The 20,484-nt window shown below is 42.3% G+C and carries 20 protein-coding genes; 13 read left to right on the top strand and 7 right to left on the bottom strand.

Features of this window, described 5'->3' with window-relative positions:
* Positions 1-456 precede the first annotated feature (456 nt).
* From L4D09_RS22195 to L4D09_RS22235, 9 genes are all read left to right on the top strand, one after another.
* On the top strand, positions 457-828 hold the full coding sequence (locus L4D09_RS22195; RefSeq protein ID WP_428459714.1) for a hypothetical protein: 372 nt from the start codon (positions 457-459) through the stop codon (positions 826-828).
* A 23-nt stretch (positions 829-851) separates the two neighbouring features.
* Entirely contained in the window at positions 852-1,250 is a 399-nt protein-coding gene (locus L4D09_RS22200; RefSeq protein ID WP_428459715.1) for a hypothetical protein, read from the top strand.
* A 30-nt stretch (positions 1,251-1,280) separates the two neighbouring features.
* A complete protein-coding gene (locus L4D09_RS22205) occupies positions 1,281-1,520 on the top strand; it encodes a hypothetical protein (protein ID WP_428459716.1) in 240 nt (79 codons plus the stop codon).
* Between the two features lie 21 nt (positions 1,521-1,541).
* Complete coding sequence (locus tag L4D09_RS22210; protein ID WP_428459717.1) at positions 1,542-1,934, top strand: DUF3319 domain-containing protein; 393 nt, start codon at positions 1,542-1,544, stop codon at positions 1,932-1,934.
* Positions 1,924-2,163, top strand: a complete 240-nt coding sequence (locus L4D09_RS22215; protein ID WP_428459718.1) for an ANR family transcriptional regulator — start codon at positions 1,924-1,926, stop codon at positions 2,161-2,163. The genes L4D09_RS22210 and L4D09_RS22215 overlap by 11 nt, the downstream gene beginning before the upstream one ends.
* Positions 2,164-2,227: 64 nt before the next feature.
* Complete coding sequence (locus L4D09_RS22220; protein ID WP_428459719.1) at positions 2,228-2,635, top strand: hypothetical protein; 408 nt, start codon at positions 2,228-2,230, stop codon at positions 2,633-2,635.
* A gap of 433 nt (positions 2,636-3,068) precedes the next feature.
* Positions 3,069-4,547, top strand: coding sequence for a protein adenylyltransferase SelO (locus L4D09_RS22225; protein WP_428459720.1), 1,479 nt, complete (start codon positions 3,069-3,071; stop codon positions 4,545-4,547).
* Between the two features lie 236 nt (positions 4,548-4,783).
* A complete protein-coding gene (locus L4D09_RS22230) occupies positions 4,784-7,630 on the top strand; it encodes an AMP-binding protein (RefSeq protein WP_428459721.1) in 2,847 nt (948 codons plus the stop codon).
* A gap of 334 nt (positions 7,631-7,964) precedes the next feature.
* Complete coding sequence (locus tag L4D09_RS22235; protein ID WP_428459746.1) at positions 7,965-8,990, top strand: acyltransferase; 1,026 nt, start codon at positions 7,965-7,967, stop codon at positions 8,988-8,990.
* 118 nt (positions 8,991-9,108) lie between these two features.
* Here L4D09_RS22235 and L4D09_RS22240 read toward each other — a convergent pair whose 3' ends face one another.
* The 6 genes from L4D09_RS22240 to L4D09_RS22265 all read right to left on the bottom strand — a co-directional run bounded on the left by L4D09_RS22240 (position 9,109) and on the right by L4D09_RS22265 (position 14,116).
* Complete coding sequence (locus L4D09_RS22240; protein WP_428459722.1) at positions 9,109-10,320, bottom strand: B12-binding domain-containing radical SAM protein; 1,212 nt, start codon at positions 10,318-10,320, stop codon at positions 9,109-9,111.
* A 124-nt stretch (positions 10,321-10,444) separates the two neighbouring features.
* The gene (locus tag L4D09_RS22245; RefSeq protein WP_428459723.1) at positions 10,445-10,597 is read right to left on the bottom strand and encodes a hypothetical protein; all 153 of its coding nucleotides are present in this window, start codon (positions 10,595-10,597) and stop codon (positions 10,445-10,447) included.
* A 50-nt stretch (positions 10,598-10,647) separates the two neighbouring features.
* Positions 10,648-11,967 (bottom strand): sensor histidine kinase, encoded by a 1,320-nt coding sequence (locus L4D09_RS22250; RefSeq protein ID WP_428459724.1) that lies wholly within the window; start codon positions 11,965-11,967, stop codon positions 10,648-10,650.
* Positions 11,964-12,641, bottom strand: a complete 678-nt coding sequence (locus L4D09_RS22255; protein WP_428459725.1) for a response regulator transcription factor — start codon at positions 12,639-12,641, stop codon at positions 11,964-11,966. Before L4D09_RS22255 ends, L4D09_RS22250 begins: the two co-directional genes overlap by 4 nt.
* A gap of 5 nt (positions 12,642-12,646) precedes the next feature.
* The gene (locus L4D09_RS22260; RefSeq protein WP_428459726.1) at positions 12,647-13,537 is read right to left on the bottom strand and encodes a sterol desaturase family protein; all 891 of its coding nucleotides are present in this window, start codon (positions 13,535-13,537) and stop codon (positions 12,647-12,649) included.
* 21 nt (positions 13,538-13,558) lie between these two features.
* Positions 13,559-14,116: a hypothetical protein gene (locus L4D09_RS22265; RefSeq protein ID WP_428459727.1), complete on the bottom strand. Its 558-nt coding sequence runs from the start codon at positions 14,114-14,116 to the stop codon at positions 13,559-13,561.
* Positions 14,117-14,480: 364 nt separating this feature from the next.
* On the opposite strand from L4D09_RS22265, the gene L4D09_RS22270 reads away from it, so the two are divergent.
* Positions 14,481-15,440 carry a nucleoside recognition domain-containing protein gene (locus L4D09_RS22270; protein ID WP_428459728.1) on the top strand — a complete coding sequence of 320 codons (960 nt, stop codon included), beginning with the start codon at positions 14,481-14,483 and terminating at the stop codon, positions 15,438-15,440.
* A gap of 63 nt (positions 15,441-15,503) precedes the next feature.
* On the opposite strand, the gene L4D09_RS22275 is transcribed toward L4D09_RS22270, so the two are convergent.
* A complete protein-coding gene (locus L4D09_RS22275; RefSeq protein ID WP_428459729.1) occupies positions 15,504-16,385 on the bottom strand; it encodes a putative PEP-binding protein in 882 nt (293 codons plus the stop codon).
* A gap of 363 nt (positions 16,386-16,748) precedes the next feature.
* On the opposite strand from L4D09_RS22275, the gene L4D09_RS22280 reads away from it, so the two are divergent.
* The 3 genes from L4D09_RS22280 (at position 16,749) to L4D09_RS22290 (ending at position 20,407) form a co-directional block, all read left to right on the top strand.
* Positions 16,749-17,804, top strand: coding sequence for a 3-deoxy-7-phosphoheptulonate synthase (locus tag L4D09_RS22280; protein WP_428459730.1), 1,056 nt, complete (start codon positions 16,749-16,751; stop codon positions 17,802-17,804).
* 98 nt (positions 17,805-17,902) lie between these two features.
* Positions 17,903-18,385 carry a YajQ family cyclic di-GMP-binding protein gene (locus tag L4D09_RS22285; RefSeq protein WP_428459731.1) on the top strand — a complete coding sequence of 161 codons (483 nt, stop codon included), beginning with the start codon at positions 17,903-17,905 and terminating at the stop codon, positions 18,383-18,385.
* A 729-nt stretch (positions 18,386-19,114) separates the two neighbouring features.
* A complete protein-coding gene (locus tag L4D09_RS22290; RefSeq protein WP_428459732.1) occupies positions 19,115-20,407 on the top strand; it encodes an HAAAP family serine/threonine permease in 1,293 nt (430 codons plus the stop codon).
* The last annotated feature ends 77 nt before the right edge of the window (positions 20,408-20,484 follow it).

Raw genomic sequence — 20,484 nt, forward strand, 5'->3', positions numbered from 1 at the left:
AATCTGTACGACATGAAATTAAAATGTGGAACGTTCAAATAAGTTACCGACCTTTTTGGCCGCTGTTCATAGTCACAACGCTGGTGTCTGGTGTAACCTTACTTTAAGGCTTTAAGAGTGTCGCCCCCCAATACTCAACACTTCGGCAAACCTTCCCTAATGCATTACCTACACTCAAATCTAATACACATAAAGACTAGATGTGACGAGCGCCTGCCTAAATTTCAATGTAATTCAATCAATAAATAGACCACTTTTGTACAATAAAGAGTACACAACATACCTTAACAGTATGAAACATTGGGCATAATTTGTATTTCAAATTGTTAATACCCCACGAAAACACCGTGACGCTAGTCACATTTAGTGCAATTTTATTCAATTGCTATGTCATCGCGTGAGTATATAGCTAATCATAGTCCTATCTTTGAAATAACTAACTAATGACATGTTTATATGAACAAAAGATCAACTGTCTCTATTGATGATTTAAAGAACGTTGAAGCTATTTTGACTCGTAGCTCTTTTAAACATGTTTCGTGTGAACAGGATTCCAATGGCGGAATTCATGTAACTGCAAACCTAAAACTTGTTACGATAATATTGCATAAGGCATCTGAGCAGTGTGGATTTATTATTTTTAAACTTTATATTAAAAACGGGAAAAATATAGGAAGATTAAGTCTACCTTATATTTATGACCGTCAAGAAGCATTTGGAAAGTGGTTGTATGCGAGGTTGATTGATGCTCATACGGTTAATGTTTCAGAGTTATATCTAGCCTTAGATCGCTACAATGAAAATAAGTCAGTCTATATTATAGAGTAAAAAGGTAATTGTTAAGCAATGTCATGCCAAAATTTAAAACATCTATTGAAGAACATTACTTTAAAGAAAGAAAAAGAAAAATTTCAATTAAACCATTAAGTGCTAACGAAACATTAGAGATAATAATAAGACATGGTATACAGAAAGCAAAAGTTCAATTTGAAGACCAGTTTGGTTATGCCATTACAGGTAGTTTACAAAAAATAAACATATTCATTTTCATTGATACTACTATTTATTCAAACTCATATGCAGATATATCACAAAAATCTGAAACAAGAGTTACTTATGGTATTGACGAAACTTTCAAATTAGATGGGAATCTACCTTTTAAGCGATGGATTATTTTTGTTGCTCGAGAGGCGTTAAATGTTAACAACTCTTTATCGAGAAATAAAAAGGATATTTCTTATCTTTCGTGATTAGGTGTCATTTAACAGAAAGGTATAAAAATGACAAAAGTAAAACTTCCATTATTAATGGCCTCAAATACAATTGACGAAGTTATTGCAACAACTTTAAGAGACAAAATCTTATCCAACTATCCTTGGGGTTTAGAGGATTATCGAGCTTGTGAGTTGCAACGACRGTTAATTTCAATAAAACAAGCAGATTTCTTTATTGAAAACTATGATCATTTAATGTCCGAAAAGGTTAAGTTAATTTTATCCAAAATTTCTGTTGAGATCTAAGATCTTGTATGGGCATGTAATATGAATAAAAATCACCTTAGTAATTTACAAAAGAAAAAACATACTTATAACCATACTAAGCGTTGCTTTCATCGTGGCTACTATATTGAGAGTAAAACTGGTGATCCTTATGATTGGAAAGTAAAAATAAATGGCAAATTCATAACAGGTAGACTAGATAAAGTACGAGAATGTATTGATTGGAGATTAGATGTCAAAAAGGATCTTCCTATTGAAACACCGACCTTAAACAAACTGAAAAGTAGAAAAATAACCAAAGTTAAATATAAAAACTGTAACATCCTAAATGATCACCCTCAGTATGATATATGGTACATGGTTGTACAAAAAAAATTATATACAGGATCCTTACTCGAATTGAAAAAATTAATTGATAAAGCGCATGGAAAATAAATATCTCAACGCTGCTAATTTAGCAGCAGAATTTGAAAGAGAAAACGATTATATAAATGCAGCAGAACACTGGGATTTAGCGAGTAATTACGCATCACCCTCCTTCTACCATTGGACGGAATCTAGGAAAAAATATTGTCTTATGGTACTAAAGCGAGAGCAGGCAGTACACGAAGAACGAATTGCACGAAGAGAACGCATGAAAGAAAGGCGTAAGATAAATATCTAATCTGCACAAGATAGGGGTATTAATCTCACTTGAACATATTACAACCTTAAATATTAAGACTAAAATGAATAGAGAGTATGAAGTTGCAATTAATGAATTTCCGCCCCTTGGCTTTGAGAAAATATTTACATCGAGTAATAATGACTCGTTTATGATTTCAGCTAAACTGCCAAACCTCTCTGTAATTTACAATTATTACAATGATGGTACATCAGACTTTTCAATTATTCCGTTTCGTCAAGACTACAAAGCATTGCTTAAAGACTTTGAACTTGAATCCATCTGTAATATCGGGACCTTTGATGTTAACTGGTTGAGTGAGCGATTATTATACGCTAAAAAAATCAACAAAGAAGTAAATGAACATATTGAAACTTGTGATAGTCGTCGTAACAGAAGTGAGTTAAAAACAAATATCAACATAATAACAGTAACCCTACTATTATTTATTATTATTTTTAACTTCATATGAGAAACTAAGACATGATAAAGTTATATGCACAATTTTCAGCAGCTCATGTAAACATTCATAGAATATTAATGCTATTACTGCTTGTATCATTTCTAACGGTAAGCGGCCTAGTTTTGATGTATGAAAAAATTTCCTTATTCCTTTCTTACCCTTTCTTTTTATCTGTGTTGTATATCTTAGGGCGAGCTTCAAATTACAAGGCTAAATTCATCTAAAACGTTATAACGACCACTGTATGGTTAAAATGATCCATGAAGTTTATAGTTCGTGTGCGCCGTTGGAAAGTCATTATGAATCGTTCAAAGATTATTGATATAGAAGCTATTGAGCCTTAGCCACCAGCGCCTTATTATTACCCCTACTTTCTCTCCGTTGTAACCTGATGATAAGTTGATACGCTTAAAGAAGAGATAAGCGTATCAACGAGCAGCCAATGAAAACTCTGTCACAGTTAACGTTCAATAACACCTATAGCGCATTGCCTTCCACTTTTGGCACCCGCATTACACCTCAACCTCTTGGTGACCCATTTCTTATTAGTGTGAACAGTGAAGTGTGTCAATTACTTGAGCTGGACCCTACAGAGGCGAATACACCGTATTTTATCGACTTGTTTACAGGCAACGATGAACACCCTCATTTTGACCCAATAGCAATGAAATACACAGGGCATCAGTTTGGGCAATATAATCCTGATTTGGGTGATGGGCGCGGGCTACTTCTTGGTGAAGTATTAACGTCTACAGGCTGTAAATGGGATATCCATTTAAAAGGGTCTGGCTTAACCCCTTATTCTCGTCAAGGCGATGGTCGTGCCGTATTACGCTCGAGTATACGTGAATACCTTGCAAGCGCGGCAATGGCAGGGTTAGGAATAAAAACCACCCATGCGCTGGCAGTCTTATCCAGCTCAACGGCTGTTTATCGAGAAAAGATAGAACGTGGTGCCACGCTCATTCGTGTAGCAGAAAGTCACCTTCGCTTTGGTCACTTTGAATACCTGTTTTACACCAATCAACATGCTGAATTACAGCAGCTTGCTGACTACGTTATACAGCATCACTTCCCCGAAATTAGCGAAGAGCCAGATGATGAACAACGCTACGCACTCATGTTTCAGCGCATTGTTGCACTTACAGCCAAGCTAATTGCTGATTGGCAAGCGGTCGGGTTTGCTCACGGTGTAATGAACACTGATAATATGTCGGTACTTGGCCTGACCTTCGACTACGGGCCATATGGTTTTTTAGACGATTATAATCCAGGGTATATTTGTAACCATTCCGACTATTCAGGCCGATACGCATTTAACCAGCAACCGAGTATTGCCCTATGGAATCTGTCAGCTCTAGGCTATGCACTAACCCCTCTACTACACAAAGACAAAATTGATGCCGGACTCACGCTTTATCAAACCCAATTACAGCGTGAATATAGCCAAAATATGCGTCGCAAACTTGGGTTAATCGCGAAAGAAAAAGAAGATACCGACTTATTTAACCACCTGTTTGATCTTCTGTCTCAGCAAGCCGTTGATTACACTTTATTCTTCAGAACGCTGTCTTCTATCCCACATTCTGAACTGCCTAACCCAAGCCATACGTTGACTGAATTATTCCACAACACGGCACCACTTGAACAATGGCTATCGGAATACGCTAAGCGGTTGGAAAAAGAGCCGCAACCTGATGGCGAGCGACTGGTGATGATGCAAAGCGTCAACCCTAAATTCATTCTTCGTAACTACCTTACCCAACAAGCCATTGATGCTGCAGAGCAAGGTGATAATAGCCTAGTTGAACAACTACTCGAAGTACTCGCAACCCCATACGCAGAACATACCCGGTTTACGCATTTTGCCCAATCACCTCCCGACTGGGGCAAAGAACTCGAAATTAGCTGCTCATCATAAACATCATCATTTCGACTACTCACCAGCACTATAAGGGTACTGGTGAGAGCCTGAATAAGCCTCGATACCTATTCTACATTACAGCCGAATGGATCTGTGCCAACATTTCTTTATTAACATCTGACGTCATATCAACACCTTTTCACCGATGTTAGCTACACTTTTGTACAATAACTTCAGTTAGCGAAAGCGCCCATGTTGGTATTGTTCAAGACCATAGCGATAAGGTGGCAAGTATGTCGGATAGCCCAGCGCACAGCTCAACGCAATCAGTTCAGGATCCCAAACACACCGCCCAGAGAATACTTGGCCTTGTCACTCAATTAGCCCAAGAGCTTCAACCCTCGCAACACACCACAAATGTGATCCATCTCGATAGCAAACTTGATCATGAATTAGGGTTTGATAGCCTAACAAGAGCCGAATTGCTTCAACGCACAGCGCAGTGTTTTACGCTGAACCTTTCCGATCAATCACTCGCCCGCATTGATACCCCAAGAGACTTACTCAATGAAGTATTGGCTGCACAACAGGTGCCCATAGACCTACAAGATACCGTTGGAGAAATCAGCCTCGATACAGTCGATGCGACCCCTGACCATGTCATGACCCTTCAAGAACTACTAGATTGGCACGTTGACCATCACCCAACTCGGCCTCACCTTTACGTTTACCAAAATGCCAACGAAACGCAGACAATCAGTTATCAGCGTCTACGCGACAAAGCGCAAAATGTCGCAAAAGGGTTAATTTCGCATGGCATCGAACCCGGTGACACCGTTGCTATCATGCTGCCCACCAGTAACGATTACTTCTACTGTTTTTTTGGCATCTTATATGCGCGTGCAATCCCTGTTCCTATCTATCCCCCCGCTAGGCTCTCACAACTGGAAGATCACCTCCAACGACATGCTAAAATACTGCAAAATGCGGAAGCCAAGTTGTTAATTACCGTGACAGAAGCAAAACCGCTGTCACACCTGCTGCGACTTCAAGTGCCCTCGATGTCATCTGTCGTCACATTCAATGAGTTACACCAACACAACACGCCAGTCTATGTAGGCAACGCTGCAACCAATGACATCGCTTTTCTGCAATACACCTCCGGTAGTACTGGTGTTCCCAAAGGGGTTATGTTGACCCATGCTAATCTACTCGCAAACATTCGTGCGATGGGCAAGGCCGTAAGAGCCAGTCCTGATGATGTCTTTATAAGTTGGTTACCCGTGTACCATGACATGGGGTTAATCGGGGCTTGGCTGGGAAGCTTATACCACGCCATGCCACTCGTCATTATGTCCCCCTTAGCCTTTTTATCACAGCCACATCGTTGGCTATGGGCGATTCATCGCCATAACGGTACTCTCTCGCCAGCCCCCAATTTTGCCTATGAATTGTGCCTGAATAAAATTGCAGATAGTGATCTAGAAGGCCTCGATCTTAATCGTTGGCGATTATCATGGAATGGTGCAGAACCTATCAGCCCACAAACCATGGCCAGATTTACAGCCCGTTTTTCCCAATACGGTTTTCGCCCAGAAACAATGTCACCCGTCTATGGCTTGGCCGAATCATCTGTTGGACTCACATTCCCTGCCCACTCCCGACCGCCTCGCATTGAAACCGTTCAGCGAAAAGTCATGATGCGTTCAGGCACCGCAGTAGCCGCTAGAGATGGCGAAGCGGATACGCTACAGCTTGTAGGGCTTGGGTTGCCGCTGCTTGGTCACCAAATCCGCATTGTCGATGCGCTTGGCAACGAACTGCCTGAACGTCAAGAGGGAGAGCTTGAATTTAAAGGACCATCATCAACATCGGGCTACTATCACGATCCGCAAAAAACGACAGAGCTATACCATGATGGCTGGTTAAAAACAGGAGACCGAGCGCTGACCATGGAAGGTGAGCTATTTCTAACTGGGCGAATAAAAGACATCATCATTAAAGCGGGGCGCAATATTTACCCCCATGAATTAGAGGCAGCAATCAGCCAACTGCCTGACGTAAGAAAAGGCTGCATTGCCGCCATTGCAGCAGATAATCCTCAAACGGGTACCGAACAGCTGGTTGTTTTAGCCGAGTCAAAGCTCATCAATACCGACGAGCAACAACAACTGCGTCAACAAATCCAAGATCTCGCCATCAACTTATTGGGGATCCCAGTTGATGATATCGTCATTTGCCCAGCCCATACCGTACCGAAAACATCAAGCGGAAAAATACGCCGTTCTGCCTGTAAAACGTTATATCAAGACCATAACCTGAATGCATCACAGCGACCTGTTTGGCAACAGACGTTACGGATGGCTATCGCGGGGGTACGTCCCTCTCTCTATCGTTTCACACAACTGCTCCGCGATTTTTTCTTTGCTACTTACATGTGGTTAATAATGGCACTACTCGCCCCGCTAGTATGGTGCTTGGTGGCGTTCATTCCGACTCGCCACCAATGTTGGAAAGTAACGCGCTGGGGAGCTCGCACACTGATCCGACTAACAGGCATCCCCTTAACCATAACGGGTAAACATAACCTTCCTGCCAAGGGTGACGAGCCCTTTATCATTGTGGCTAACCATGCAAGTTACCTCGATGGACTGGTATTGGTTGCGGCGACCGAATTAGAACACCAGTTTGTCGCTAAAGCGGAACTCAAAGCGAACCCGTTTGCCCGCATTTTTTTAACCAAACTCGGCAGCCATTTTGTCGACCGCTTTGACACCCAACAAAGCCTAAAAGATACCGAAAATCTCAGCGCAAGTGCGCAAAGTCACAGCCCTTTGACACTTTTCCCTGAGGGCACGTTATATCGTATGGCGGGAATCCATGCCTTTCATATGGGGGCATTTCAAATTGCGGCCCAACACACGTTGCCCATTCTGCCGGTTACCTTACGGGGCACTCGCTCAATATTAAGAGATAAATCATTATTTCCTCGTCGTGGGCATATCGACGTTATCATCAGCAAACCCGTCATGCCCAATGGCAACGACTGGAACGCGGCCTTAGCACTACGAGCACAAGTGAGATCTGAAATATTAACATGCAGTAAAGAGCCTGATTTGGCACAAGAAAACACGCGTTAAGGCTCGAAACAACCTTTATGAAACGTTGTCATTCAACCAGAAACGAAATGAAAGCGTTTATTTGTCGGTAATTCAGAAAAAGAGTTAGACCTACATAGGTGATACTATCCGTGTGAGAATTACAAAACATCGCTATCTGTTAAAGTGAGATGTCGATACTTTGACCACCTCAACTTGCCTAGAACACAGCAGTGAGTGGATCACTGAGAGCCAGCTCACGCTTTAATCACTTCTTACACAAAGCTGATATTTCTTTGATTAAATCACTCCTTTTCTGCGACTAAGGCTGCTACATTCGCCCCACTTTTTTCGCTTGATTGATTAACTTTTGAATATGCACAAAGACCGAATTGCAAGTTTTGAGTGGGGGCGTTTAATTGCCCTATTGGCTGTCATTGTTATCCATGCAAAACCATTAATGGATGCACCTCTGATCGATGAACTACCATGGGTAGGCTTACTCCTTAATCAACTAGGTCGTTTTGCGGTTCCATTCTTTTTCATTTTGGCCGGTTATTTCATCATGCCTAAGCTGAGCGAAAGTGCCTTAAGTACGTTAAAGCGCTATAGCTTACCGTTACTGAAAGTTTGGCTGGCGTGGAGTGTGATTTACCTCGCTTTACCTTTTAATCTATCGAAATTCTTTGCTGAAGGTTATATTGCTGAGCGCAGCGGCTATTGGGGGTTTCTTGCTTCAAACCCTTTAAATACGTTATTTGAAGGTGGAATAGTTCACCTTTGGTATATCCCTGGCCTATTAAGTGGTCTGGCTATCATCGCGTTGTGCTGTGAATTCAAACAAGAAAAGCTGATTTTTCCTATTGCTATCGCTCTGTATCTTTATGGCCTGATGGCGGGAAGTTATCAGCCTATTTTTGGCTTAGAGGCTCCAATATTCACTCGTAATGGTCCTTTCTTAAGTACTTTAATGGTTGCTGTTGGCTTTATGGCACGAAAACATAACTACCAACTGCCATTCACTATCGCGGCACTACTTGCGGTAGGTGGCATGGGGCTACACCTATTAGAAGCGCTATTCCTACTAAAGCAACATGACGTAGCCTTTAATATAAATGACTTCTTGCTAGGCACACCGCTTTGGGCAGCCGGTATCTTCTTTATGCTCGCTAGCAGGCCTGAATTTGGCCGCTCGACTCAAGCCCTTAAGCTTGGTAAAGATATTCTAGGTATTTACCTTGTTCACTTACTAGTGATTATCTACCTATTCAACACGTTCGGTATACTTGGGTTTTCTGGCTTTCTGGCCGATGTATCGGTGTTGATACTGACCTGTCTAATGTCTTACGTTATCGTTAAAGGTATAGATAAAACACCGCTAAGAAGTGTACTACTGCGCTAACAATTTACAGGGGGATGATAACGTCCCCCAACAAACCTGATATCACAACTATTGCGATGTCGTTCGAAAGTATAAGGTGTCCTGCATACACCTTATTTTCCATATGCTATGGGTCTTATTAACTAAACCAAGCTTTTAGTTTATCCCGCATACTAATGTTGTTCTTCCAAATCCAATAAATACCATCAGCAAGCTCGTTGGGTGTCATATTTTTGGGCTGAAAAACTGTATTGCTACCGTCGTACTTAGACCAGTCGGTAGTCAATATTCTCCCTTCTTTCTCTAAGTTGGAATACGTCTTTGAGCCAGGGAATGGGATCATATAGTGTGGAATCACCTTATCAACCTTGATCTCATTCAGAAACGCCTGAGTCTGCTCAAAGATGGATGTATCATGCTCATCAAAACCAAATAGAAAATCCCCCCACACCTCAATGCCATGCTGCTTGATTGTGGCAATGTATTCTTTCATTTTCGAAGGCTTAACAAAGCCTTTTTTCTGCGCTTTCAGTGCTTCTTCAGAAGGCGTTTCAATCCCTAACAATACTGACTTAAAGCCAGCTTTAGCGGCTGCACTCAACAAGGCTTCATCCCGTGCTATTAATACAGTGGTTTCACCATAGAAACTCATCTTAAGCGGTTCTATCGCTTTAAAGAGTGCCATTGCATATTCTCTGTCATGGGTAAGGTTATCTGAATGAAGCTCAACCCACTCCACGCCAAGGGCTTTTAGGTGCTCAAGCTCTTTGACAATATTAGCAATTGGTCTTTGTTGAAATTGATTGAAAAATCGAGGCACCAGACAGAAATTACACTTAAATGGGCACCCTCTTGTCACCACAACAGACCAAATATAATCATATACCGAAGGGGCAATGATATTGGTTGGGTAAGGATTCAGTAGACTTAAATCGAAAGGCTCTTGGCTTTTATACTTAACCTTCAAGCAACCAAATTCGGCATCACGAAGAAACTGAACCCAATAGTTTTCCACTTCACCAATAATAAGGCTGTCTGCGTGCTGTGATGCCTCTTGCTGATTAAACGTGGGGTGCAGGCCGCCAAGTACAACCGTTTTTCCTTTTTCCCGATAAGTTTGTGATAGCTCATAGGCTCGATAGGCATCAGGCGTAGACATAAAAATCACGATTAAGTCCGCATCCGTATTTAGGTTCGCTTTTACACCAATCGTTTCGTCGACCATATCTATCGAGTACCATTTCGGCGTTGCTGCAGCGGCGGCAAAGATATTCTGCGGAGGTCCACCTGTTGATGCCTTGTATTTTGAATAATCACTGCCTGCGGATGCTTTAATAATATATATTTTCATTGATCACACCTAACTCTCGATAAAGATAAGAAAAAGCGACAGCTTTTATCTTTGATGCATTCTCTTTTGCAGGAAGTTGGGGAATATCATCCGCTTCCTCTGCAAATAGCGAGTCTAACTACGTTCAGCTGCGCCAGCTGTTGCCAAGCAATAGAGATACGCCGACTGAAATGCCCAATGCAATCAAGATATTTGGCAGAGTGACGCCCCATATAGCCACACAAACCACGACAGTAACCATCGACCAAAGTAGTGTTTCTAAAATCCAAGTTCCCATGCTTTTAATTCCTAATGCTTAACTTGGGAACAAGGATAATAGATAAGAGGTTAACGTTTGGTTACGTCAAGGGGAGCTTTATCGTGGTGGAAAATAACAGAGGCAAAATGAACGCTATTTTCCTGTCGATGTGAGAAGTGCCAACCTTGGTTGCTGCACACTTTTTCTATCAGAACTAAGCCAATGCCAAATGAGGCTTCAATTGACTGAGACTCATGAATTGCAATGTCTTCGATGGGGTTCGTTACACCAATAGAATCAGTTGATAAAGAGATACTCACGATACCATTCGTACTGTGTTGGAAAGCATTACGAACCATATTGGCGAGTACTATTTCAACCAGTGCTAGTGGAGCCCTAATCTGCAAAGGTTCTTTCTTTATGTTCAGTTCAATACGTATCTTTTTGTTGTCGATTAAGTAGCGGTGGCTTTCGATCACTTCCGTTGCCAACTTATGGACATTGATGTTGGTCGGCTCCACATCATCTTGAGTGTTGCGACTCATCCACAAAAGCGTGGTGATCAACGTCTGCATTGTTGCAACGGAGCGTTTAATTCGGGCTACTGCTCTTTGCCCACCTCGTGGCATCGATTCAGACAATCGTTCTAGCATTTCACTACTGGCTGACATAATAGACACTGGCGTCCTGAGTTCGTGACTGGCAGCTCGAAGGAAAAACGCCTCGCGTTCTATGGCATCTCGCTCACTACGAACACTTTCGACCAATTGATTGGCAAGAAGATCTACTTCGCGGTAGCGAAAGCATTTCAGTTTGTCGGTCTGATTTAAATCCAACGTTTCTGACCATTGAGACAGAGCCAAAATGGGCTTAGTTAATCGATAGATCAACAAGCGAATGATAAGAAACACCAGTAATAATAATCCACCAATCATAATAAAAGCAGAGTTAAACTGGCTGACCGAGTCAGGCGGGCTGAGTTCGAACAGTTCAAGGTAGATAGCTTCGTCATACTGAGAGACGACATATAAGGTCTTATCCACACTGGCGATATAATGTGAAGCGGCGTAAAGATATTCGCCAGTAGCACTACCTGTCGCAGGCGCGTAGTGCTCATAAATTGCGTCGTTAACGAATGTGTTCCAGTCGAAAGCTGTGAGGAATTTTTGCGGGATCTGATTGAGTTCGAGATAAATCTGAAACGTGCTGGCCTGAGATTGGGGCAGTTGGCCAGATTTGAGGTACTCACTTTCCGACGCCTTCAGTTCATAAAGAAAACCATATTTAGCCGATTCGTTCAGCCCGATGTGGTAGCTCTGATTGATCATCAACCCGTATATGGCCGTTAGGCTGATTACGATGCCAAAAAGGTAGAGATAGATATCGCGCTTTATACTGACTCTGGTCATGCATCACCCTCTCTTATTGCGATGCCCACCCCATGTACGGTGTGAATTAATTTGGTTTCAAATGGCGCATCAATGGCCTGACGAAGCTTAAACAGATGAACTTTAAGGCTGTCAGCACTTGGCAATTCATCTCCCCAAACCTCATCTTCCAACTTGGCTTTGCTGACCACATTCGGACTACTGCGCATCAGGCATACCAGTATTTTCCAGCATACAGGGGGAAGCTTTACAGCTTGCCCTCCGCGAACCACCAGATGTTTATCCAAATCAACACTCAGATCACTGACTTTTAACGAAGTAACAGCACCTTGTGAGCGTCGAATTAATGCCTGAAGTCGGACTTTTAGCTCCTCCATGGCAAACGGTTTAACCAGATAGTCGTCAGAGCCAGCCGCAAAGCCTGTCACCTTATCATCTAATGTATCTCTAGCCGTTAACATCAGTACTGGCGTACTGATGCCTTTATCTCTAAGCGACTGACACACATCAATACCATTCATTTTTGGCATGTTTATGTCAGTGAGAATAACCTCGTACTGATTAGCTAACGCCAGAGTAAGCCCTGCAGCTCCATTGTAGGCAAAATCAAACTCAAAACCGTCCAGTTCCATATAATCACTGATAGCTTCAGCCAAATCTCTGTCGTCTTCGATTAGCAGGGCACTAATGTTCATGGTTATCATTTATTCCTTTGTTGTTCCTGTTTCCATACCCAGATAGGCGGCTTTATCAGAATTTGCAGTCGGTAGCCCCAACTTGGCGCATGCCACAACTGTTCTATCAGTTTCGCATAGCCATGAAGGTATACTTTAAACGGATTGACGGAGTTAATCCGTGGGTAAACGCCATATTTCACCTCTTCACCCTCACGGGCGAAGGTACCAAACATTCGATCCCAGATGATCAGTATTCCTGCGTAGTTTTTATCCAGATACTGCTTATTGGTGGCATGGTGAACCCTGTGATGTGACGGGGTATTAAAAATGGCTTCAATCGGCCTTGGGAGCTTCTTCACCGTCTCGGTATGCAGCAGAGTCTGGAATAGCTGGACAAAAGTCTCACACATCAGCACCACGAATGGATTGAAGCCCATTAGAATCAAGGGCAGATGAAAAAAGAAGGGGAAGAACCAGTCAAGCGGACCAAACCGATAGGCGACTGAGATGTTAAAGTACGGCGAACTATGATGAACCGAATGGGTACCCCATGCAAAACCATTACTATGAAGGAACCGATGTTCCCAATAGTAGGCCAGATCAGCCAAAATCAAACATCCAAGAATGGTCCAGCCGGTGAGTGGCAGCTGGGTAAGGCTGAAATTATCATATGCAAATACGAACGCTGCGACGTAAGCCAACCCGACAAAAAATACTGTCACCAAAAGGAAAAACAGCGTGACGAAATTAGTCGCACTGTCACCCACCATGTTCCAACTGAGCTTCTTTTTGAAACCGTAGCGGACTAGCTCGATCAGGAATAACGCGATAGCAATAAAAACAAAGCTATCATCTACCCAGGTTTCGGCGAAGATAATTGTCGTTTCAGAAAAAACTTGAGACATAAATTCCATAATGTATCTCCTTCAAGCCCACTATTTATAGTAGACAGACAATTGGCTAGATTCCGGCAGCCCCAGTGGGCTGAGATAGTGAGTTTCGACCAACGCTTCGACCGATTTCTGGAAGTTGATTCGGCTCCAAGCATCAATAAGTTCAGATTCACTGTGCTTTCCTCTACTCAATAGCAAATCAGCCTTCTCTATGGTTGGAAGCTCAACCATAGCATTGGACAATTCACTTTTTTGAGTTGGGTAACCTATCGTCACTTTAGCCTCAGTAAAATCGCTGTTAAAGTTTTGATATAAAACGATGACTCGATCACTCCCAGCAGGCAGCTTATTTGTCTCAACGACCTTGTTCTCGAAGTCGCGCCACAAAATAGAAATGGATTGCAGTGGTATCGTTTTGGTTACACCGCGCAAAAATTGCTGAGTATCTTTCGAAGACTTGGTGTGAATTGATATGTCGTCTAAGGCGGGTTTGACCTGCTCCTGTTGAGCGTTTTCTGCCAAGACTGGCTGGAGAACAACCAAGCCCAAAATTGAACCTGCGATGGCTCCCGTTGTTAGTATTGACGCGAATAATTTCATCTTCTCTCCTGTGTCGAAATGCATTGACGTTCTAACTTGGAGAAAAGACTATGTGTAAGGTGGTTAACAAAAGGTTACTAACTAAAGCTGCAATACTTGGCTAAGGCTATCGCCCTACTATGCCAGTTCAACGCACATGCAGCACTGTACATCGCCGCTTACATCCCCCCTAATCCATTATCCGTTGCTCTCATGTCATTGATCCTGTAGGGTCAACCCACAATATCTGAGGCGTATTCAAGATGAAAACAGCAATCGAATTCAAACCCGCCTTCATGCATAAGATGACTCTAATACCGTTAAAGATATTGATAAAATACCACTGAAAAATGTACTCGTGCGCGAATAATTAACAGGGATTATAATGCCTTTAACTAACGTTCAATCTACTGTCTCTCAACTATTTCGAGATATTGGCCGAGTCTACTTTGCCTTACTCAAAGTACTTATTCCCGCGACAATTATTGTCAAAGTACTTGAAATGTTTGGGGCAACGCAATGGCTTGCCAGCTTATTGTCGCCCATTATGTCAGTGGTTGGTCTGTCTGAAAGCCTTGGACTTGTTTGGGCTGTCGCTCTTCTGACTAACATCTACACCGCGATGGTTGTTTTCTATAGTATTGCAGGAAATGAAGTTATCACCGTCGCCGATGCTTCAGTGCTTGGCACCATGATACTTATCGGTCACGCCCTGCCTGTTGAAGGTGCAGTGGCAAAAGCGACAGGCGTCTCGTGGCGAGCAACAATCGCTGTCCGCGTTGGTGGAGCAATAGTACTAGGGGCCATACTTAATCAAATCTACCTTTGGGGAGACTGGCAGCAGCAGCCGATTAATTTAATTTGGCAGCCTACCGCTTCAATTGATGCAGGTTTAACCGCTTGGTCAGTCGATCAAATCCAGATGCTACTAACAATTTTGGTCATTCTAAGTGGCTTAATTACGCTATTACGACTTTTGCGTTGGGTAGGTATTGAAGCCTTAATGCATAAAGCGCTCTACCCTCTACTTCGTAGCTTAACGCTTGGGAAAGAAGCCGCAAACATTACGGTAATTGGTGCAACATTAGGGTTATCATTTGGGGCTGGATTACTCATTGATGAAGTGAAACAAGGCCATATATCTAAGCGCGATACATTACTGGTCATGAGCTTTCTTGGCCTTTGCCATAGTGTCATCGAAGACACGTTACTCATATTATTGCTGGGGGCAGATATCATGGCAATTCTATGGGCACGAATCGCTTTCGCCGTTATTGTCATCGCTATCTGGGGAAGATTACTGCCAGGAAAAAGCCGCTCATTCGCTAATGGGGCAGAGAAATAATTTTTAATCTAAAAAAAAGGATCTGACAAAATCAGATCCTTAGATAACTAGCAGCCTAACATATTACTGCGTAATCACTGTTTCAACGTTATGGTCGATTAACCAGCGCTGTAACTTTGGTGCATTATTAATGTAGTGACTAACAACTGCGCACGTTTTACCAGTCGTACTCACCGCTTTCAATGCCTGACGAACGAGTAATAAAATAGCTTCGTTCTGATCATCGTGCAGGTATTCTAATGAAGGGTGCGTCTGATCAAGACCTAAGGAAAACTGAGCTAGCTGGTCGATATCAATAACGAGGCCATCGAAGTATTGTAAGAAAGTCTCAGCTAATAATGCATTTGCAGGCAGTTCTGCCATTAAATTCACTTTCAAGCCATCAGCCCCTCGACACAACCCTTGCTCTGCCAAAAGGTCAATAATGGTTGCCGCTTCGCTAAAGGTACGTACGAATGGGATCACTAACTCAATGTTCGTCATGCCCTCAGCATTGCGAGCACGTTTAATCACTTCACATTCAAGTTCAAAGCTTTTCCGTGTCGATTTATCCGCATAGCGGGACACACCACGTAAGCCAATTAACGGATTAATTTCATCATTTTCAAGTTCAGAACCAAATAGTGACTGTCGCTGATGTGAGTCAGCACCACTTAAGCGCACACGTAACGGTGCGTCACCCGCTACCTTTGCAGCTGTAATTAATTGCTGTGTAAGCGTCGATACAAAATATTCTGCGGGATTCCCATTACAGCGTTCAAGCAGCTGTTTTTGTGGTTCTTCAGCCAAATCTACAGCATAAGCGGCGGCATAGGGGTGGATATTTAATTCTTGAATCAAATCGTCCATTGAAACTAGACCAATTTCTAGTCCTGCTTTATCAAGCTGAGAGGAGGATTTAAGCAGTTCGGTAAAATGTAAACCTGACTGAGTGCTGTTTGTCATAAAAGGCACCATTACAACTTTAGTTAGCCAAAATCAGAAGTTAATAAAATTAATCGCAACTTCCATGTCTAATTCTCAACATACGCACTCACTGTTTATGAGGCAAGCAGAAAAACCACAAAATGCAAATATACCCACTAAGAAAGCATAAACAGTCAAACCATTCTTTTCTTATCAACAATTAACGCGACGCCTTGCTTAAAAAGCAACCTTTCATTGATCCACATTGGTAATTTGTGCATACATGATGAATTTAAAAGAATAAAAAACTAAGCTATATCACAAGTTTGGTTTATTCCTGCGGCCATTTGGGCTATCTTTACGCGTCAATAATTTTTGTAATACCGAGATAGGCAACCGATTATGCCAATGAAAACAGATGAACTACGCACCGTTAGCCTTGGCCTTATGCCAACACCCGAAGAGGTTGAAACGGCTTACCCAATCACCGATGAAATTGCAGCACATATTGCAAGCTCTCGTCGTCAAGTTGAAGCGATTCTAACTGGGCAAGACTCGCGCCTTCTCGTTGTCGTTGGTCCATGCTCGGTTCACGACCCTGATGCTGCTATCGACTATGCAAAACGATTGCTAGATGTACAAGATAAATACCGCGATCAACTTTGCATTGTGATGCGTACATATTTTGAAAAACCGCGTACCGTTGTCGGCTGGAAAGGTCTTGTCTCTGATCCAAACCTTGATGGTAGCCTTGACCTTGCTAAGGGCTTACATACTGCACGTAAACTGCTTGTTGATATTAACCGTCTTGGTATGGCGACAGCCACTGAGTTCCTTGACATGATTACTGGCCAATACCTTGCCGATTTGATCACTTGGGGTGCAATTGGTGCACGTACGACTGAATCTCAAATTCACCGAGAAATGGCCTCTGCCCTTTCTTGCCCAGTTGGTTTCAAAAACGGCACAGATGGTAATATTAAAATTGCTGTTGATGCCATTCGTGCAACGCGTGAATCTCACGTCTTCTGCTCACCAGCGAAAAGTGGCGAAATGACCATTTACCGTACTGCTGGTAACCCTCATGGTCACATTATCCTTCGTGGTGGCAAAATGCCAAACTACCACCGTGAAGATATCGCTGCATCTTGTGAAACATTAGACTCGTTCGATTTACCAACACGCTTAGTGGTTGATTTCAGCCATGGCAACTGTCAAAAACAGCATAAGCGCCAACTTGATGTTGCGGCCGATATCTGTGAACAGATTAAAGACGGCAGTAATTACATTGCAGGCATTATGGCTGAAAGCTTCATCCTTGAAGGTAACCAGCCTGTTGACACTGACAACCTTGATGCCCTGACTTACGGTAAATCTATTACTGATCCTTGTATTCACTGGGATGATACAGTAACGATGTTAGATATGCTGGCTGAAGCAATTTCAACCCGTCAGTAACATAACACTCAATTTACCACTCTGGCATTGGCTTATCTCGCCAGTGCCAGATAAAATAATTGATATATCATATAAATATACTCACTAGGATTAAGCACATGCCATCTTTTGATATTGTTTCTGAAGTAGATTTCGTTGAAATCCGAAATGCTGTAGAAAATGCATCTCGTGAACTAGAAACGCGTTTTGACTTCCGCGGTGTCGAAGCAAGCTTCAAGCTCGAAAAAGAAGTCGTGAAAATCACAACAGAATCTGACTATCAATTAAATCAACTGATTGCGATTCTTCGTGGCAACCTAGCAAAACGTTTTGTTGATGCACAATCAATGGATCAAAAAGAAACGACCCGTACAGGTAAGTCTTTTGCTTGTAACGTCGAGTTCAAGCAAGGTGTCGAGCAATCGGTCTCGAAAAAAATCGTGAAAATGCTAAAAGATGAAAAGTTAAAAGTACAGGCCTCTATTCAAGGCGAAAAAGTACGTATAACGGGTAAGAAACGCGATGATCTTCAGGCAGCTATGGCACTCGTTCGTGGTGCTGAACTTGGCCAATCATTCCAGTTTGATAACTTCCGTGACTAATATTCTTTAATTACTCCATCTTCATAAGTTGTGGGCAAAGTTCGACCTTTGTCCGCAATTTTTCCCTGCACCACCTCTCTTCATCTCGATTGTCTCAAATCATCCCCCCTCTAAAATGACCTCAATAAAATGGCTTTGTGGTATTTCCTTTTAGCGAATAAACACCCATAGAATAGAGAGTTAGCGCAGCCTCTCAGACTGCTATTTTGTCTGATACAATTTACTGTACCTTCCCTGTAACAGAAATAATCCAGTATTAACAACTTTTTACCTTTGACCACAATTACTCATAACTCTCCTTTTTATCCTTTACTACATATGCATATTATTTGTGCAATCAGACATGCATATAGCGAAAAGCCATAGTTGTACTACGGATAATCCCCTATACTCCCTGCGTCCTATTTAGGGTTCCATATGTATTTTTAAAGGTTTGATTAATTAGAGATATCGAGCAGATATCAAAAAGTTGCTTTACGCTCACACGGAAATGTACCTTAAGACCCAGGATGTCAAAAAATTAAGTCTTGCTTTTTGTAAGCTTTTTTTTCATGAGTCACAATTGCTTTCTTCAATGTTCTATTGAACACCAGTACATCCTTGTACTGAATTCTGCTCATATCCCTTTGTTGTTCGCCAACGTAGAGCGTACGCAAAGCAGGGATGATATGCAGCGAGAACCCTTTTAAGGCTATATAAAAAACTATACCTATAAAGGAGATGTCCATAATGGACTCTGTGAAAAATAATACTGTTCATGCTCAATCAACAAGCAAGACAAAAGCTGGTTGGAGTAAAAGTGATACTGTTTGGGTCTTAGGCTTATACGGTACCGCTGTAGGTGCTGGTACGCTATTCCTGCCGATTAACGCAGGTGTAGGTGGCCTTATCCCACTATTAGTGATGACGCTACTGGCGTTACCTATGACCTTTTTTGCCCACCGTGGTATGACTCGATTTGTACTTTCTAGCGCTAACCCTGGTGCAGACATCACTGAAGTGGTTGAAGAACACTTTGGCGCTGGCATGGGTAAAGTGATCACGCTACTTTATTTCTTTGCTATTTACCCTATTCTGCTGGTTTATAGTGTGGCGCTGACTAATACCGTTGAAAGCTTCATGCAATACCAACTTGATATCACGCCACCACCAAGAGCAATTCTTGCACTCGTACTTATTGTTGCGCTAATGGCTATTGTCCGTTTAGGTGAGCAACTAATCATTAAAGCAATGAGTATTTTGGTCTTCCCGTTTGTCGGTGTGCTGCTCATGTTGGCGCTTTACCTTGTCCCTCACTGGAACAGCGCGATCTTTGAACAAGTAGTACCTGCTGAAGGTGGAATGACGTCTGTTTTTATGGCGGTTTGGTTAATTCTGCCCGTTATGGTGTTCTCTTTTAATCACTCGCCAGTCATTTCTTCATTTGCCGTCGCAAAACAAAAAGAGTATGGCGCTAAAGCGGAGCAACAATGTTCACGCATTCTTGCACGCAGCCACATCATGATGGTTGTAACGGTGATGTTCTTCGTTTTCAGCTGCGTGCTAAGCTTATCACCAGCAAACTTAGCAGAAGCAAAGGCACAAAATGTTTCGATTCTGACTTACCTATCAAACCACTTTGATACACCGATGATTGCTTATGCTGCGCCTGTTGTTGCTATCATTGCCATCACAAAATCATTCCTTGGCCATTACCTTGGTGCAAGTGAAGGTTTAAATGGCCTTGTTATTAAAACTGCTCGTAGTCGTGGTAAGGAAGTTGGGCCTAAAGCGCTTAATACATTCACCGCATTATTTATGCTACTAACAACTTGGGCAGTCGCAACCATCAACCCTAGCATTTTAGGTATGATTGAAAGCCTTGGTGGCCCAATTATCGCAATGCTATTGTTCATTATGCCAATGTATGCAATTAAGAAAGTACCCGCTATGCGCCAGTATTCTGGTGCAATTAGCAACGTATTCATTGTTGTGATTGGTATGATTTCTATTTCGGCTATTTTCTATTCATTAGCTCAGTAACTACCAACAGTTAACAGGAGGCCATTAATTAATGGCCTTCTGATTTTTTAGCGTCAGATACCACTTACTACGCGTAA

Source organism: Photobacterium makurazakiensis, assembly GCF_050336715.1.
Classification (GTDB): Bacteria; Pseudomonadota; Gammaproteobacteria; order Enterobacterales; family Vibrionaceae; genus Photobacterium; species Photobacterium makurazakiensis.